Genomic DNA, 15,642 nt, shown 5'->3' on the forward strand with positions numbered 1-15,642 from the left:
CGCCTGCCCGTGATTCCCGGACCCGGTCCGCGGGCCTGATTCACGGGCTTTCCCCTGTCCTTTCACAACGCCCGGTCCCATCTGCGGGTTCCCGGGTCCAGCGGATACAGTCACCGTTGCGCCAACTACGGGGTCAGGAGAGGGTCATTACCGCCAACCGGCAGACGAGCTGGGCGTTCGCCGACGCCTTTGTCGCCGAGGACGAAGCACTGCGCTGGGCCCGGGACCGGGCCCGGGAGGCAGGGCTCCGCTCGGTGTCGCCAGGCACCGGCGCAGCGCTGCGTCTGCTCGCTGCCACCACGGACGCCAAGGCGGTGGCGGAAATCGGCACCGGCACCGGCGTGTCCGGCATCTATCTGCTGCACGGCATGCGGCCGGACGGGGTGCTGACCACGGTCGACCCGGAACCCGAGCGCCAGCAGTTCGCCCGTGAGGCCTTCCGGGCTGCGGGTTTCGCCGCTAACCGGGCCCGCTTCATCCCCGGCCGCGCCCTTGACGTCCTGCCCCGGCTGGCGGACGGGGGGTACGACCTCGTGTTCTGCGACGGCGACCGGATGGAGTCGCTGGACGTGCTCGCTGAATCGTTGCGCCTGCTGCGACCTGGGGGTCTCGTCTGCTTCGAGGGCGTCTTCGCGGACGGTCGCACGGTCGACTCGGCCGCCCAGCCGGCGGAGGTGCTGCGGCTGCGGGAGCTGCTGCGCGCGGTCCGCGAGAGCCAGGAGCTGATGGCGACGCTGCTGCCGGTGGGCGACGGCCTGCTGTGCGCGGTACGGCGGGGCTGACCCCGGACGCACCGCTGCCCGGCACGGAGACCGTGCCGGGCAGCGGTGAAGTGTGGGCGCCTCTGCTCAGCCGACGACCTTCTTGAGGGCATCGCCGAGGGCATCGGCCTCGTCCGGAGTCAGCTCCACGACAAGCCGACCGCCGCCTTCGAGCGGAACGCGCATGACGATGCCCCGCCCCTCCTTTGTCACCTCGAGCGGGCCGTCGCCCGTCCGCGGCTTCATGGCCGCCATGCTCGTTCCCCTTCCTGAAACCAGCTCATCGCAACCGGCGGCCCCATGACAGGCGCTGCCTCACCGGCATCGAACACATTGCTTCCAGGCCATTATCCCGCATCGGAGACCCCGATGACCAACATCGCTCTGCATCGCTTGCGCAACGCGCTCGCTCAAAACCACCCAATTCGGCGATCCGACTGCGATACTCCGTCCCCTTCACCCCTCCAACGGGGCGGAATTGTTAGACGCAGGTCACATGTTCGCCTCCGCCGAAGTCGGCCATGCTTGCGTGGACACGCTGGTGAACGACACGCAGAGGGGATCGCACATGGCCGGTCAGGCAGATCACGAGGACACCGTGCTCCATGAGGTGAGCGACGGACTCGCGACGATCACGATCAACCGCCCCGACGCGATGAACGCCATGAACACCGCGGCCAAGGTGGCGCTGCGCGACGCCCTGCGGGCCGCCGGCGCCGACCCCGAGGTGCGGGCGGTCCTGCTCACCGCCGCGGGCGGACGGGCCTTCTGCGTCGGCCAGGACCTCAAGGAGCATCTCGGCAAGCTGTCCGAGGTCCGCGCGTCGGGCGGCGGAAACGCGCTGAGCACCGTGCAGGAGCACTACAACCCCATCGTGCGGGCCCTCGCGGAGATGCCGAAGCCGGTCGTCGCCGGGATCAACGGTGCCGCCGCCGGCGCGGGTCTCGGCTTCGCGCTCGCCTGCGACTACCGGGTGGCCGCCGACACCGCCTCGTTCAACACCTCGTTCGCCGGGGTCGCCCTCACGGCCGACTCGGGCGTCTCCTGGACGCTGCCCCGGCTGATCGGCCGGAGCCACGCCGCAGACCTGCTGCTCTTCCCGCGCTCGATCTCCGCGCAGGACGCCCATGAGCTGGGCATCGTGAACCGCCTGGTCCCCGCCGCCGACCTCGTAGCCGAGGCCACCGCCGTGGCCCGCGCGCTGGCCAACGGCCCGACGGTGGCCTACGCGGCGCTCAAGGAGTCGCTCGCCTACGGGGCCGGGCACACCCTTCTGCAGGCGCTGGAGAAGGAGGACGAACTCCAGACGAGGGCGGGCGCGTCGCAGGACCACGGGATCGCGGTGCAGGCGTTCCTCGACAAGGAGAAGCCGAAGTACGTCGGCCGCTAGGGCGGCACGCCCTGGGTCTGCTCCCGATCGGCTCTCGGGTGCGGCCGGCCTACGCCTCGGCGCCGCGCGCCACGCAGTCGACGAGGTGGTCGTCGACCAGTCCGCACGCCTGCATCAGCGCGTAGGCCGTGGTCGGCCCGATGAAGCGCAGTCCGCGCTTCTTGAGCTCCTTGGACAGGGCCGTGGACTCCGGGGTGACGGCCGGTACGTCCCCGAGGGTGCGCGGTGCGGGCCGGCTCGCGCGGTCGGGGGCGTACGACCAGATCAGCTCGTCCAGCTCACCGGCGCTCCAGCCGGCCAGCACCCCGGCGTTGGCGAGGGTGGCGTCGATCTTCGCCCGGTTGCGGATGATGCCCGCGTCGGCGAGGAGGCGCTCCCGGTCGGTGTCCGTGAACGCCGCCACCGCCGGGATGCTGAACCCGGCGAACGCGGTGCGGAAGCCCTCCCGGCGGCGCAGGATCGTCAGCCAGGACAGCCCGGACTGGAACGCCTCCAGGCACAGCCGTTCGAAGAGGGCGTCGTCGCCGTGGAGCGGACGGCCCCACTCGGTGTCGTGGTACGCGAGGTAGTCCTCGGTGGACAGGCCCCACGGGCAGCGCAGTCCGCCGTCCGGGGCGGGCAGGGCATCGCTCATCGGCCGGTCTCCTCGCCGGGGTGCCCCTCGGCGCCCTCGGCGGGACGCGGGGGGCCTTCCGGTGCGTGCCACCCCTCGTGCGGCTGCTCAGGGCCCGGCTTGAGCAGGCCGGGGCCGCCGGACCGCGTCGCCTGCGCGCCGGCGAGCGCCGACTCCAGCTCGGCGATCCGGGCGTCCCGCTCGGCGAGCTCGGCCCCGAGCCGGCCCAGCGCGTCGTCCACGTCGGCCATCCGGTAGCCCCGGGCGGCGACGGGCAGCCGCAGGGCCTCGACATCCGCCCGGCCGACCGGGCGCGTCGCGGGCAGCGGATCCGTCAGCTGCTCGGGCGCCACGTCCTGCAGGACGGCGCTCTTCCCTCCACCGACCACCGCCAGGGTGACCGCGGCGACCACGACCACCATCGCGAGCAGCAAGAACCAGAACACGCGCATCTCCCCGGGAGTGGAATTCGTCCGGGTCCGATCGTGCCATGCGGCACTGACAGTTAGGGTCGGCAGTCGGTCCCGGCTGGAGATCCGCCGGGGGATTCACAGGGAGAGTCACGGGATGCGAAGCGGTGCGCTGAGGCTGGGGCGGCGCGAGTTCGGTGCGCACGAGCCGGTGATCATGGCGATCGTGAACCGCACCCCGGACTCGTTCTACGACCAGGGCGCCACCTTCCAGGACGAGCCCGCGCTCTCCCGGGTCGAGCAGGCGGTGGCCGACGGGGCCGCGATCATCGACATCGGCGGGGTGAAGGCCGGGCCCGGCGAGGAGGTCTCCGCCGAGGAGGAGGCCCGGCGCACGGTCGGCTTCGTCGCCGAGGTGCGCCGCCGCCACCCGGACGTGGTGATCAGCGTCGACACCTGGCGCCACGACGTCGGCGAGGCCGTGTGCGAGGCCGGCGCGGATGTGCTGAACGACGCGTGGGGCGGGGTGGACCCGAAGCTGGCGGAGGTCGCCGCGCGGTACGGGGCCGGGCTGGTGTGCACGCACGCGGGCGGGGCCGAGCCCCGGACCCGGCCGCACCGGGTGGGGTACGAGGACGTGATGGCCGACATCCTGCAGGTGACCGCGGGGCTGGCCGAGCGGGCCGTGGAGCTGGGTGTCCGGCCGGACGGCATCATGATCGACCCCGGTCACGACTTCGGGAAGAACACCCGGCACTCGCTGGAGGCGACGCGCCGCCTCGGGGAGATGGCGGAGACGGGGTGGCCGGTTCTCGTGTCCCTGTCCAACAAGGACTTCGTGGGCGAGACGCTCGACCGGCCGGTCAGGGAGCGGCTGCTCGGGACGCTGGCGACGACGGCGGTCTCCGCGTGGCTGGGGGCGCGGGTGTACCGGGTGCACGAGGTGGCCGAGACGCGGGATGTGCTGGACATGGTGGCGTCGATCGCGGGGCACCGGGCGCCGGCGGTGGCCCGGCGCGGGCTGGCGTAGCCGGGGCGGGGCCTGCCCCGGGGCTCCGCTCCGGACCCCGCGCCTCAGGCACCGGCGGTCAGCGGCCGACCTCCTTCGTCACCAGGGCCACCGCCTCGTCCACGTCGTCCGTGACGTGGAACAGCAGGAGGTCCTTCGCGGAGGCCTTGCCCTGGGCGATCACCGTGTCGCGGAGCCAGTCCACCAGGCCGCCCCAGTAGGCCGTGCCGAACAGGACGATCGGGAAGCGGGTGACCTTGCCCGTCTGGACCAGGGTGAGCGCCTCGAAGAGCTCGTCCAGGGTGCCGAGGCCGCCGGGCAGCACGACGAAGCCCTGGGCGTACTTCACGAACATCGTCTTGCGGACGAAGAAGTAGCGGAAGTTGACGCCGATGTCGACATGCGGGTTGAGGCCCGACTCGAAGGGCAGCTCGATGCCGAGGCCGACCGATACGCCCTTGGCCTCCCGCGCCCCCTTGTTCGCCGCCTCCATCGCTCCGGGCCCGCCGCCGGTGATCACCGCGAAGCCCGCCTCGACGAGCGCCCGGCCGATCCGTACGCCCGCCTCGTACTCCGGGGTGCCGGCCGCCGTGCGGGCCGAGCCGAAGACGCTGATGGCGCTCGGCAGTTCGGCGAGGGCGCCGAAGCCCTCGACGAACTCCGACTGGATGCGCATCACCCGCCAGGGGTCGGTGTGCACCCACTCGGAGTCGCCCTCGGAGTCCAGCAGCCGCTGGTCCGTGGTGCCGGGCTGCACCTGGTCCCTGCGGCGCAGCACCGGGCCGAGCCGCTGTTCCTCCGGCCTGACCGCGCCCTCGGGGATCTCCGCACCTTCGGGGATCCGCGCATCCTCGGGGTTGCCCATGACCTGCTCCCTCCGCCGACATCCGGGGCGCCCTGCGACGCCCCGTCTCCCGCCAGCGTAGATCGCCGGAGGTTACGGACAGGGGAATGCGGAGGGTCAGATCGTGAGCCAGGAGCGGAGGCGTTCCTCGCACCGGACGATCCGGTCCACCCGGACGTGCTCGTCGCGCTTGTGCGCGAAGACCGGATCGCCTGGGCCGTAGTTCACCGCGGGGACGCCGAGGGCGCCGAAGCGCGCCACGTCGGTCCAGCCGAACTTGGGCCGGGGGGTGCCGCCGACCGCGTCCATGAACGCCTTGGCCGCCGGGTGGGAGAGGCCCGGCATGGCCGCGCCCGAGTGGTCGTCGACGGTGAACTCGGCGACGCCGCAGCCGTCGAAGACCTCGCGGACGTGGGCCAGGGCCTCGTCGGGGCCGAGGTCGGGGGCGTAGCGGTAGTTCACGACGACCGTGCAGGCGTCCGGGATGACGTTGTTGGCGACGCCTCCCTCGATCCGTACGGCGTTGAGGCCCTCGTGGTACTCGAGGCCGTCGATGACCGGCCGGCGCGGCTCGTAGGCGGCGAGCCGGGCGAGGACCGGGGCGGCGGCGTGGATCGCGTTGGACCCCATCCAGCTGCGCGCGGAGTGGGCCCGCTCGCCCTCCGTACGGAGGAAGACGCGCAGGGTGCCCTGGCAGCCGCCCTCGACCTCGGCGTCGGAGCCCTCCAGGAGGATCGCGAAGTCGCCCTCCAGCCAGTCGGGGTGGGCGTCCGCGATGTGGCCGAGGCCGTTGAGGTGGGCGGCGACCTCCTCGTTGTCGTAGAAGACGAAGGTGAGGTCGCGGTTGGGCTCGGGCACGGTGGCCGCGATCCTCAGCTGGACGGCGACGCCGGACTTCATGTCGGTGGTCCCGCAGCCCCACAGCAGGCCGTCCGCGTCGAGCCGGGAGGGCACGTTGTCGGCGATCGGCACGGTGTCGATGTGGCCGGCCAGGATGACGCGCTCGCCGCGGCCCAGGTTCGTCCGCGCGACGACGTTGTTCCCGTGCCGGTCGACGGTCAGGTGCGGCAGGGTCCGCAGCGCCGACTCGATGGCGTCGGCGAGCTCCTTCTCCTCCCCGCTGACCGAGGGGAAGTCGACGAGCGCGGCGGTGAGGGCGGGCCCGTCCAGGGTGAGGTCAAGCGTGCTTTCGGCCATGGCTACGACCCTAGTCCCTCGCGTACGGTGGCCCCGTGCCCCGGACTGTTCCCGCTGCCCGCCGACGCACCGGCCGCAGCCGTCGCCTGCGTATCACGGCCGCCTTCGCCGTCCTCGCGGCGCTGGGCGGATATCTGACTGTTCAGTACGTTTCGGGCAGCAGAGGGTCCACCGGGTGCACCGTCCAGTCGGCGGACGGCTCGTCCGGCCGGGGGCGTACGTACCGGCTCACCCCCGAGCAGGCCTCGAACGCCGCGACGATCTCCGCGGTCGGCACCACCCGGGGGATGCCGGAGCGCGCGGTGACCATCGCGCTGGCGACGGCGCTCCAGGAGTCGGGGCTGCGCAACATCGAGCACGGCGACCGTGACTCGCTGGGGCTGTTCCAGCAGCGGCCCTCGCAGGGCTGGGGCACCGAGAAGGAGATTCTGGACCCGGTCTACTCGGCCGGGAAGTTCTACCAGCGCCTGGCCGAGGTGCCCGGCTATTCGCGGCTCCCCCTGACCGAGGCCGCGCAGCGCGTCCAGCGCAGCGGCTTCCCGCAGGCGTACGCGAAGCACGAGCCGGACGCGGCGCTGCTGGCCGCCGCGCTGACCGGCCGGACGCCGGGCGCGCTGGACTGTGTGCCGCCGCGCACCACCGCCGGGACGGGTGACGCGTCCAAGGTCAGGGACGCCCTCGTCCGGGTCTTCGGCAAGGGTGTGCTGCCGGATGCCGCCGACAGGGCGCGGGAGGCCCCGGCGGCGGGTGCGACGGCTCCCGACGCGCTCGCGGTGCCGGTGCGCCCGGTCCGCCGCTCGGCCGAGGGCGGCGCGCCGCAGCACGGCTGGGAGCTGGCCCACTGGGCGGTCGCGCAGTCCGAGGCGCTGGGCGTCGAGGAGGTCGCGTACGCGGGCCGGGTGTGGCGGGCGGGCTCGGGGTGGCGCGACCAGAGCGGAGGAGGCGGGGAAAGCAGAAAATCGGACACCGGCGAGGTCCGAATGCGCCTCGTGCGTTAGTGCGTTCCGTCACCCGTACAGGGGGTCCGCCCCACCTGTGAACGGGCGCCGCGCGGCACCCCGTACACCTTCCTGATATCGCTTCGATTCGCTTGCGGGGCAAGGGAAGTGACGGTTCGGCGGGCGGCGGCCGAATGTCTTGTCCGCCCGGGTTCCTCCGCTGCGGATTATCTGACGCATTACCCAGTCTTTACGTTGCCCCACCGCAACCTCACCCGCCCCCACGACGGTTGTCATGGCGTCCGACCCACGGACACCGGATTTCCCACCTCGTCGAAGGAGCATCATGTCCCTCCCCCTGACCCGTCGGATCGCCCGTACCGCGCTGCTGATCGCGGCGGGTGCGGCCCCCGTGGTCGGTGCGGCCGGCGCCGCAGGTGCCGCGGAGCTCCCGCAGACCCCGGACCTCGGCGGTCTCACCAGTGTCGAGGGCTCCGGCCTCGGCAAGACGGTCGAAGGCGCGGCCACCCCGGCCGCCGCCACGGCGGCCGAGGCCGGCGGCAAGGTCGTCGGGACCACGCTGCCGGTGGCGACCAAGACGCTCGGCGAGGCCGGCGGCAAGGCCGCCCCCGCGGCGAAGAAGACCGTCGGCAAGGCCGCCAAGGGCGACGCCGTCGACACCCTCGGCAAGACCGCCACGGGCGCCCTGTCCACCGACGCCCTCGGCGCGCTGCCGACGCAGAGCCTGCCCACCAAGGGCCTGTCGCTCGGCTGACCGGCAGCACGGCGCAGTCACGCGTGAGGGCCTCGGGAGTGCGCACTCCCGAGGCCCTCACGCGTGTGCCGGTGGCTCAGCCCAGCCGCTTGACCGCGGCCGCCACGCGCTCGTCGGTGGCCGTGAACGCCACCCGGACGAAACGGTCGCCCGCCGGGCCGTAGAAGTCCCCGGGCGCCACCAGGATGCCCAGCTCCGCCAGGTGGGCCACGGTGTCCCAGCAGGGCTCGTCGCGGGTCGCCCACAGGTAGAGGCTCGCCTCGCTGTGCTCGATCCGGAAGCCGCGGGCCTCCAGGGCCGTGCGCAGGGCTGCGCGCCGGTCCGCGTACCGCGTGCGCTGCTCGGCCACGTGCGTGTCGTCGCCGAGCGCCGCGACGGTCGCCGCCTGGACGGGCGCGGCCGTCATCATCCCGCCGTGCTTGCGGATCAGCAGCAGCTCGCCGAGCACGGCCGCGTCGCCCGCGATGAACGCGGCGCGGTAGCCGGCGAGGTTGGAGCGCTTGGAGAGCGAGTGGACGGCGACGACGCCCTCGTACGTACCGCCGCAGACGTCCGGGTGGAGCACGGAGACGGGGTCGGCCTCCCAGCCCAGTTCCAGGTAGCACTCGTCGCTGAAGACCAGGACGCCGTGCTCGCGCGCCCAGGCGACGATCCGGATCAGCTCCTCCTTGGCGAGGACCCGGCCGGTCGGGTTGGACGGGGAGTTGAGCCAGAGCAGCTTGAGTCCGGCCGGGTCCAGCTCGGTCGGGTCGTCGTACGCGACGGGCTCGGCGCCGCAGAGCCGGGCGCCCACCTCGTACGTCGGGTAGGCCAGGCGCGGGTAGGCGACCTTGTCGCCGGCGCCGAGGCCGAGCTGGGTCGGCAGCCAGGCCACCAGCTCCTTGGAGCCGACGACCGGCAGCACGTTCTCATGGGCCACCGAGACCGCGCCGAGCCTCCGCTCCACCCAGCCGGTGAGCGCGTCGCGCAGCGCGGCGGTCCCCCACACCGTCGGATAGCCGGGGCTGTCCGCGGCGGCGACGAGCGCCTGCCGGATCAGCTCGGGCACCGGGTCGACGGGCGTACCGACGGACAGGTCCACGATCCCGTCCGGGTGGCTCTCGGCCGTCGACTTGTAGGGCGCGAGCCTGTCCCAGGGGAAGACCGGGAGGCGGGAGGAGACTGCGGACACGGATCTCTGCTTTCTCGTACGGGGTTCACGCGGGCGGCTGTGCGGGGCCGCGGAAAACACCTCGGTCCCGCACGGTGACGAGCCGTACGGGACCGGGGCGACGCACGTGCCGGGACGCTGCTACTGGTTCTGGGGCGGCAGCGCGGCGACGAACGCGTGGTCACGCTCGATCAGACCGAGCTTGGAGGCACCGCCCGGGGACCCGAGGTCGTCGAAGAACTCGACGTTCGCCTTGTAGTAGTCCTTCCACTCCTCCGGGGTGTCGTCCTCGTAGAAGATGGCTTCCACCGGGCAGACCGGCTCGCAGGCTCCGCAGTCGACGCATTCGTCCGGGTGGATGTACAAGGACCGCTGGCCCTCGTAGATGCAGTCGACGGGGCACTCTTCGATGCAGGCCTTGTCCTTTACGTCGACACAAGGCTGCGCGATGACGTAGGTCACGCTGTCGTTCCTCCTCGGTAGGGCGTTGGCTCTCGCGCGGGAGCGCGGCGTCGTCGATGCCCGCACCTAGTATCTCCGTTCCCGGGCACGATCCGAACAGGAGGGGCGGACAGAGCTGTGGAATTCACCATCGGCGGACGACTTGAGGTCCGAATTGCACCGGCTGACGTGGGCAAACGGGTATCAGTCCGGCGTGTGACCGAGAACGGCCCGCAAGGGGCGAAATTCACCGACACGGTCGGCGTTCTCACATCGTGGGACCACGGTGTGCTCTCCGTCACAACGCGTGGCGGCGAGTCCGTCCGCATCGCCGAGTCCTCGTTGGCGGCGGGCAAGGTGGTGCCCTCGGCCCCGGCCCGCAGGCGCGGACCGGCGGCCTCCTTCGAGGAACTCGCGCGTGTCTGCGCGCGTGCCTGGCCGCCCGTGGAGAGCGAGCCGCTGGGCGGCTGGCTGCTGCGCGCCGCCGGCGGTTTCACCCGGCGCGCCAACTCCGTGCTGCCGCTCGGCGATCCGGGCGTGCCGCTCGACGCCGCGCTCGCGCGGGTCCGGCAGTGGTACGCGGAGCGGGAACTGCCCGCATACATCCAGACCGCGACCGGCGCCGAGGGCACCCAGGAGGAGCTGTGCGCGGCGCTGGAGGAGCACGGCTGGCGGCGCGAGGTGACGGCGGAGGTGCGGATCGCCGCACTGGCGCGGATCGGTGATCTGGCGGCGGAGGTGTCACGGGTGCGGCTGGACCGCGCCCCGGACGAGGCGTGGCTCTCCCGCTACCAGCGGGTCGGGGCTCCGGGCCCGGAGGTGACAGCGGTGCTGGGCGGCGGTCCTTCCGTGTGGTTCGCGACGGTGCCGGGCGCGGAGGACGAGGCGCCCGCCGCGATCGGGCGGTGCGTGGTGGACGGGCGGTGGGCCGGTTTCATGGCCGTCGAGGTGGCCCCCGAGCACCGCAGGCGCGGGCTCGCGACCGCCGTGATGACCGCTCTGGCCCGGCAGGCGACGGACGAGGGCGCGTCGGCGGCCTGGCTCCAGGTGGAGGCGGACAACGAGGGCGCCCGCGCGCTGTACGACGGGATGGGGTTCGCGCCCCATCACCGCTACCACCACTTCCGGCCGGCGTAGCGATGGCTTCCGGGAAGCACGGGGAGCGGCCCGGCCGGGCTGAGACCCGCCGGCGGTTCGCCGAGGAGGCGCGGTCCGAGCGGCCGGATCTGGCACTGCTCTGCCTGCTGGTGGCCGCCGAGGCCGATCCGGACCTGGACACGGCCGGGACGGACGTGGCGCAGATCGAGCTGGACCGGCTCGCGGGACTGCTGCCCTACGGGCTGCGCGGCGCCCACGCCTGGGCCTCGGCGCTGGCCGAACTGCTCGGGGAGCGGTGCGGGTTCGAGGGATCGTCGGCGGAGTACCAGCGGCTGGAGTCCTCGCTGCTGCACGAGGTGCTGCGGCGGCGGCGCGGGCTGCCGATCCTGCTGTCGGTGGTGTGGATCGAGGTGGCGCGGCGGGCGGGCGCCCCGGTGTACGGGGTCGCGCTGCCGGGCCATTTCGTGGTCGGTTTCGGGGATCCGGCGGAACAGGTGCTGGCCGATCCCTTCGCCGGCGGCCGCCCGCTGACGGGGCAGGACGCGGAGCTGCTGGTGACGGGGGCGACCGGGGAGGCGCTGGAGCCGTCGATGCTGGTGCCCGCGCGGCCGCTGGAGATCGTGCTGCGGATCCTGAACAACATCCGGGCGTGGGCGGCGGCCCGCCCGGAGCGCACGGACGTGGCGCTGTGGGCGGTGGAGCTGTCCCTGCTGCTGCCGTCCCACCCGGCCTCGCTGCGGTACGAGCACGCCCAGCTGCTGGTCCAGAGCGGGGACTTCCTGCGCGGGGCGGCGGAGATGGAGGAGTACGCGGAGGTGGTCGAGGAGGTCGAGCCGGCCGCTGCCGAGGTGGTGCGCCGGCGGGCGCGGGCGGCCCGGTCGCTGCTGAACTGACAGCGGCCGGTACCGCCCCCGCCGTGCGGCGGGTCAGGCGGGCTCCGCGCCGGGGCCCGTGCGTCGGACCGTGTGCAGCAGGTACTCCTTCCGGTCGAGCGGGTTGTGGTCGGTGCGGGAGCGCTGCGGGGCGGGCCCGGTGACGGGGCGGTGGGAGTCGAAGAATGATTCCAGGACGCCTTCGCCCCGGGTCAGCCCCGGGATCCGTTGGTGCAGGTCGTGCACCCGGGCGGCCGGGATCTCGCCTTCGAGCACGCAGTGCGCCCCGTCGGGGGACGGGGCGTACGGGACGCCGCCGAGGTGGGCGAGGACCGGCAGGAGCGACCCGAGCGTGTCCGCCGGAAGCTCCAGCCGGAACCGGTGCATCGGCTCGTACACCGTCGTCCCGGCCCGTCGCAGCGCGTCCATCAGCACCAGCGGGGTCAGCAGCCGGAAGTCCCCGGCCGTACTGGACATGGACTTGTCGAAGGTGCCGTGCGCGTGACTCTGGCGGGGCCAGTAGCCGGAGTGCGTCATCGTGACCGCGCAGTCGGTGACCTGCCAGCCGTTCAGTCCCTGGGCGAGCGTGGCGAAGACGGTCTCCTCGACGGCTCTCATCAGGGAGTACGGCATGGAGCCGAGCTCCACCTCCAGGCCGTAGCTCACCCCGCTGCCGGGCGGGGCGGGGTCGACCCGCAGACCGACCGTCGCGAGGAACGGATTGTCGTCCTTGTCGATGATTTCGAATGCCGCACCGCTGCCCGCCGGCCTTTCCAGGCAGATGGTCGTGGTCTCCTCGAAAGTGACGTCGATTCCGTACTGGTCCGCGAGTGTCGCCTGAATGACTTCTTTCTGCACTTCGCCGTAGAGCGATACGGAGACCTCCTTGCGGATGTCGTCCTGGCGCAGATTGATCAGGGGGTCCTGTTCCGCGAGACGGGTGAGCGCGGCATGCATGTCCCCCCTGGTCGCGGGCGGCGAGGGAACCACGACGGATTCCAGGGTCGGCGGGGCGAAATGGTGTCCGTCCCACGCCGCGCCGGGGTCGCCGACCGCGTCCCCGATGCGGATGTCGCCGAGGCCCCGGAGCGTCGCGATCCGCCCCGGCCCGACCGAGGAGGCGGCGGTGTCCGTGCCGTCGGCGAAGACGCTGATGCCGGTCACCCTGCCCTCGGTGACCGCACCGGCACACCGCCCGAACGGCAGCCGCTCCCGGGTCCGTACGGTCCCGGAGAACATCCGGACGTACGCCAGCTTCTCGCCCGAGGGACCGCGTTCGACCTTGAAGACGGTGCCGGCGGCCGGGGCGGCCGGGTCTCCCCCGGCGGCGGGCAGCAGTTCCCTGATGCCCCGGCACAGGGCGTCGGTCCCGGCGCCCGTGACGGCCGAGCCGAAGTAGACGGGGTGGACCAGCGCCCGGCCGGTCTGGGCGGCGAGTGCCGCGTGGAGCCGGGCCGGGGTGAGCGTCCGGTCCCCCTCGACGTACGCGGACAGCAGGGCGTCGTCGTGCTCGGTGAGCAGGTCGACGAGCCGGCCGGTGAGCCGGGGGTCGTCGTCGGCGTACGGCTCGAAGCGCGCCTCGCGGGTGCCGAGGCCGGTGACGGCGGGGCCCATCGCGACGGCGGCCGGGGTGAGCTTCTCCGCGATGTCGCACAGCAGCTCCCCGTACCGGGCTCCGGAGCGGTCGGCCTTGTTGACGAAGACGAGGGTGGGGATGCGCAGCCGTTGCAGCGTCCGCATCAGGACCCGGGTCTGCGCCTGCACGCCCTCCACGGCGGAGACGACCAGCACCGCGCCGTCGAGCACGCCGAGCACCCGTTCCACCTCGGCGATGAAGTCCGGGTGGCCGGGGGTGTCGATCAGATTGACGGTGACGTCGCCGAGGGCGAAGGAGACGACCGCGGACTTGATTGTGATGCCGCGCTGCCGTTCGAGCGCGAGGGAGTCGGTCCGGGTGTTCCCGTCGTCGACGCGGCCGAGCTCGTCGACGATTCCGGCGGTGTGGAGCAGTCGTTCGGTCAGGCTCGTCTTACCGGCGTCGACGTGCGCCAGAATGCCGAGATTCAGCGTATGCACAGAACTCCATGTTCTCGGGGGTGAGGTGAATTCCCGTCTGAATGAACATGTGAGATCGGCGCATGGATATCTCCCGGTCCTGTCGGCTGATACGGCGAGTACAGCAGCGCTCCGAGGGGCCGCGCAACGCATTTGAGCGCGGTGAGACACCGTCAGCGAAACGGGGGATGCGGCGCTGTCCAAACCTCGCCCCGGCGCGCCGTGCCGTCCAACGGGTGATTATCAGCTCTTCGCCACTCGATGGGCCCATGGCGTAGCTCCAATGCGGTGCACTCCGATGGCGCGCCCCCTCGTTCCGGCTGACGGTGGATCACGTAGCGACCGCGCCCCTTCGAGTCGGCACACCGTCACTCCTCGCGGCCGCGACGAAAGGAAATGTGTTCAGATGCGCTCTGCCCGCACACTGTTCGCTTCGGCCGCCGTCACGGCGGTCCTCACGATCACCGCTCCCTCCGCCTACGCCATGGCCTCGGCCGGCGACTGGGAGCACGACAGCGGCTCGTCCTCCAGCAGCGAGGACGGCGGCTGGAAGAAGGACAAGCCGAACGGCGGCGTCCACACCGGCGGCGGCGCCCTGGCCAAGACGGTCACCGAGTGGCAGCCCGGCGACGAGGGCGGCAAGTACAAGGACAAGGACAAGCCGCACGGCGGTGTGCACACCGGTGGCGGCGCCCTGTCGATGACGGTCGCCAAGGAGTGGCAGCCCGGCAAGGACGACGAGGGCGGCAAGTACAAGAAGGACGAGGACAAGCCCAACGGCGGCGTCCACACCGGGGGCGGCGCGCTGTCCCAGTCGGTGTCCAAGGAGTGGCAGCCGGGCAGCGACGAGGCCGGCAAGACGGACTCGTCGTCCAAGTCCGAGGACGAGGGCTGGAAGAAGGACAAGCCCAGCGGTGGCATGCACACCGGTGGCGGCGCGATGGCCATGACCGGCAGCGGTCTGGCGGCCGGTTCGCTGCTGCTCCTCGGTGGTGTCGGTGTCGGCGCGTACAAGCTGCGCCGCCGCCAGGCGACGGGTGGCGCGCTGGCCTGACCGGCCCCGCACCGCACGCCGGTCGCCCCGCTGTCGCGGTCGCCGTCCCTCCCGGACGGCGGCCGCGGCGCCTTCGTTTCCCCCGGGGGTGTCCCGCCCGCCGGGCCCGCACCCTTGGTACCGCCCCCGCACGGATGAAAGGCACGTTCCATGGCCGCCCCGCAGGCTCCCGGTCCCGACTCCTCCCGGACCGCGCCCGACTCCGCCACGCTCGGCCGCGCTCTGCTCTGGCCCGCCGCAGCGGCGGGGCTCGGCATGCTCCTGATCTACAACTCCATCGGTTCGCAGGCCGACGACAAGCCGCCCGCGCCCCCGGCGGCCGTCGCCCCCGCCGCATCGGCCCCCGCCGCCTCCTCGCCGGCCGCCGTCGTACCGAAGCAGTCGTCCCCGAGCCCCTCCCCCGCGCTGACCCGCTCCGTACCGACGCGGCTGCGCATCCCGGCCATCGCGGTGGACGCGCCGTTCACGCCCCTGTCGATCGGGGCGGGGGGCCGGCTGAACGCCCCGCCCCCGAACGACAAGAACCTGGTGGGCTGGTTCAAGGACGGGGCGACGCCCGGTGAGCGCGGTGCCTCGATCGTGGCGGGGCACGTCGACACGACGACCGGCCCCGCGGTCTTCCTCCAGCTGCGGTTCCTGCGGCCGGGCTCGACGGTGGACATCACCCGCGCGGACGGCGTGGTGGCCACGTTCAAGGTCGACTCCGTGGAGAAGTTCAGCAAGGCGAAGTTCCCCGACAAGCGGGTCTACGCGGACACGCCGGACGCCCAGCTGCGGCTGATCACCTGTGGCGGCGACTACGACCGGAAGGCCAAGGACTACGTGGACAACGTGGTCGTCTTCGCCCACTTCGACTCGGCGAAGAAGGCGTGACCCGCCGCGCGGTCCCGCGCACCCGGTGAAAAATCCCGCGCGGGGGCCCACCGGCTCTTGCTAACGTCTTCCGTATGAAGCGTGCCGCCATGATCACGACGACGCCGGAGAGTGTCCCGGCACGCTGACTGATGACCAGTCCGAAAGCCCCGGGGCGAGTGC

The 15,642-nt window shown here is 72.6% G+C and carries 17 protein-coding genes; 9 read left to right on the top strand and 8 right to left on the bottom strand.

Going from position 1 to position 15,642, the window contains the following annotated elements:
* Positions 1-116: 116 nt before the first annotated feature.
* A complete protein-coding gene (locus RLT58_RS12085) occupies positions 117-782 on the top strand; it encodes an O-methyltransferase (RefSeq protein WP_311310400.1) in 666 nt (221 codons plus the stop codon).
* A gap of 66 nt (positions 783-848) precedes the next feature.
* Here the strand turns inward: RLT58_RS12085 and RLT58_RS12090 are convergent, their stop codons facing one another.
* On the bottom strand, positions 849-1,016 hold the full coding sequence (locus tag RLT58_RS12090; RefSeq protein WP_003966491.1) for a DUF3117 domain-containing protein: 168 nt from the start codon (positions 1,014-1,016) through the stop codon (positions 849-851).
* A gap of 313 nt (positions 1,017-1,329) precedes the next feature.
* On the opposite strand from RLT58_RS12090, the gene RLT58_RS12095 reads away from it, so the two are divergent.
* Entirely contained in the window at positions 1,330-2,151 is an 822-nt protein-coding gene (locus RLT58_RS12095; protein WP_311310401.1) for a 2-cyclohexenylcarbonyl CoA isomerase, read from the top strand.
* Between the two features lie 49 nt (positions 2,152-2,200).
* On the opposite strand, the gene RLT58_RS12100 is transcribed toward RLT58_RS12095, so the two are convergent.
* A complete protein-coding gene (locus RLT58_RS12100; protein WP_311310402.1) occupies positions 2,201-2,785 on the bottom strand; it encodes a DNA-3-methyladenine glycosylase I in 585 nt (194 codons plus the stop codon).
* The gene (locus tag RLT58_RS12105) at positions 2,782-3,210 is read right to left on the bottom strand and encodes a DivIVA domain-containing protein (RefSeq protein WP_311310403.1); all 429 of its coding nucleotides are present in this window, start codon (positions 3,208-3,210) and stop codon (positions 2,782-2,784) included. The genes RLT58_RS12100 and RLT58_RS12105 overlap by 4 nt, the downstream gene beginning before the upstream one ends.
* 121 nt (positions 3,211-3,331) lie before the next feature.
* On the opposite strand from RLT58_RS12105, the gene folP reads away from it, so the two are divergent.
* Positions 3,332-4,204 carry a dihydropteroate synthase gene (gene folP / locus RLT58_RS12110; protein ID WP_311310404.1) on the top strand — a complete coding sequence of 291 codons (873 nt, stop codon included), beginning with the start codon at positions 3,332-3,334 and terminating at the stop codon, positions 4,202-4,204.
* A 58-nt stretch (positions 4,205-4,262) separates the two neighbouring features.
* Here the strand turns inward: folP and RLT58_RS12115 are convergent, their stop codons facing one another.
* The gene (locus tag RLT58_RS12115; RefSeq protein WP_311310405.1) at positions 4,263-5,048 is read right to left on the bottom strand and encodes an LOG family protein; all 786 of its coding nucleotides are present in this window, start codon (positions 5,046-5,048) and stop codon (positions 4,263-4,265) included.
* A 96-nt stretch (positions 5,049-5,144) separates the two neighbouring features.
* The gene (dapE, locus tag RLT58_RS12120; protein ID WP_311310406.1) at positions 5,145-6,224 is read right to left on the bottom strand and encodes a succinyl-diaminopimelate desuccinylase; all 1,080 of its coding nucleotides are present in this window, start codon (positions 6,222-6,224) and stop codon (positions 5,145-5,147) included.
* An 86-nt stretch (positions 6,225-6,310) separates the two neighbouring features.
* Here dapE and RLT58_RS12125 point away from each other — a divergent pair, with 86 nt between their 5' ends.
* Both RLT58_RS12125 and RLT58_RS12130 read left to right on the top strand, forming a co-directional pair.
* Positions 6,311-7,222 carry a VldE C-terminal domain-containing protein gene (locus RLT58_RS12125; RefSeq protein WP_311314493.1) on the top strand — a complete coding sequence of 304 codons (912 nt, stop codon included), beginning with the start codon at positions 6,311-6,313 and terminating at the stop codon, positions 7,220-7,222.
* Positions 7,223-7,508: 286 nt separating this feature from the next.
* A complete protein-coding gene (locus RLT58_RS12130) occupies positions 7,509-7,937 on the top strand; it encodes an ATP-binding protein (protein ID WP_311310407.1) in 429 nt (142 codons plus the stop codon).
* A gap of 76 nt (positions 7,938-8,013) precedes the next feature.
* Here RLT58_RS12130 and dapC read toward each other — a convergent pair whose 3' ends face one another.
* Positions 8,014-9,108, bottom strand: coding sequence for a succinyldiaminopimelate transaminase (gene dapC, locus RLT58_RS12135; RefSeq protein ID WP_311310408.1), 1,095 nt, complete (start codon positions 9,106-9,108; stop codon positions 8,014-8,016).
* A 120-nt stretch (positions 9,109-9,228) separates the two neighbouring features.
* A complete protein-coding gene (gene fdxA, locus RLT58_RS12140) occupies positions 9,229-9,549 on the bottom strand; it encodes a ferredoxin (protein WP_065490770.1) in 321 nt (106 codons plus the stop codon).
* Positions 9,550-9,666: 117 nt separating this feature from the next.
* On the opposite strand from fdxA, the gene RLT58_RS12145 reads away from it, so the two are divergent.
* Together RLT58_RS12145 and RLT58_RS12150 are read left to right on the top strand one after the other, a co-directional pair.
* Positions 9,667-10,665, top strand: a complete 999-nt coding sequence (locus RLT58_RS12145) for a GNAT family N-acetyltransferase (RefSeq protein ID WP_311310409.1) — start codon at positions 9,667-9,669, stop codon at positions 10,663-10,665.
* A 2-nt stretch (positions 10,666-10,667) separates the two neighbouring features.
* A complete protein-coding gene (locus RLT58_RS12150; protein ID WP_311310410.1) occupies positions 10,668-11,519 on the top strand; it encodes a transglutaminase-like and tetratricopeptide repeat-containing protein in 852 nt (283 codons plus the stop codon).
* Between the two features lie 33 nt (positions 11,520-11,552).
* Here RLT58_RS12150 and RLT58_RS12155 read toward each other — a convergent pair whose 3' ends face one another.
* Positions 11,553-13,574 (bottom strand): GTP-binding protein, encoded by a 2,022-nt coding sequence (locus tag RLT58_RS12155; RefSeq protein ID WP_311310411.1) that lies wholly within the window; start codon positions 13,572-13,574, stop codon positions 11,553-11,555.
* Between the two features lie 385 nt (positions 13,575-13,959).
* Between RLT58_RS12155 and RLT58_RS12160 the strand changes: the two genes are divergently transcribed.
* Together RLT58_RS12160 and RLT58_RS12165 are read left to right on the top strand one after the other, a co-directional pair.
* Positions 13,960-14,607: a hypothetical protein gene (locus tag RLT58_RS12160; protein WP_311310412.1), complete on the top strand. Its 648-nt coding sequence runs from the start codon at positions 13,960-13,962 to the stop codon at positions 14,605-14,607.
* Positions 14,608-14,757: 150 nt separating this feature from the next.
* Positions 14,758-15,480, top strand: a complete 723-nt coding sequence (locus RLT58_RS12165; RefSeq protein ID WP_311310413.1) for a class F sortase — start codon at positions 14,758-14,760, stop codon at positions 15,478-15,480.
* The last annotated feature ends 162 nt before the right edge of the window (positions 15,481-15,642 follow it).

It is taken from the genome of Streptomyces sp. ITFR-16 (assembly GCF_031844705.1).
Taxonomy (GTDB): Bacteria; Actinomycetota; Actinomycetes; order Streptomycetales; family Streptomycetaceae; genus Streptomyces.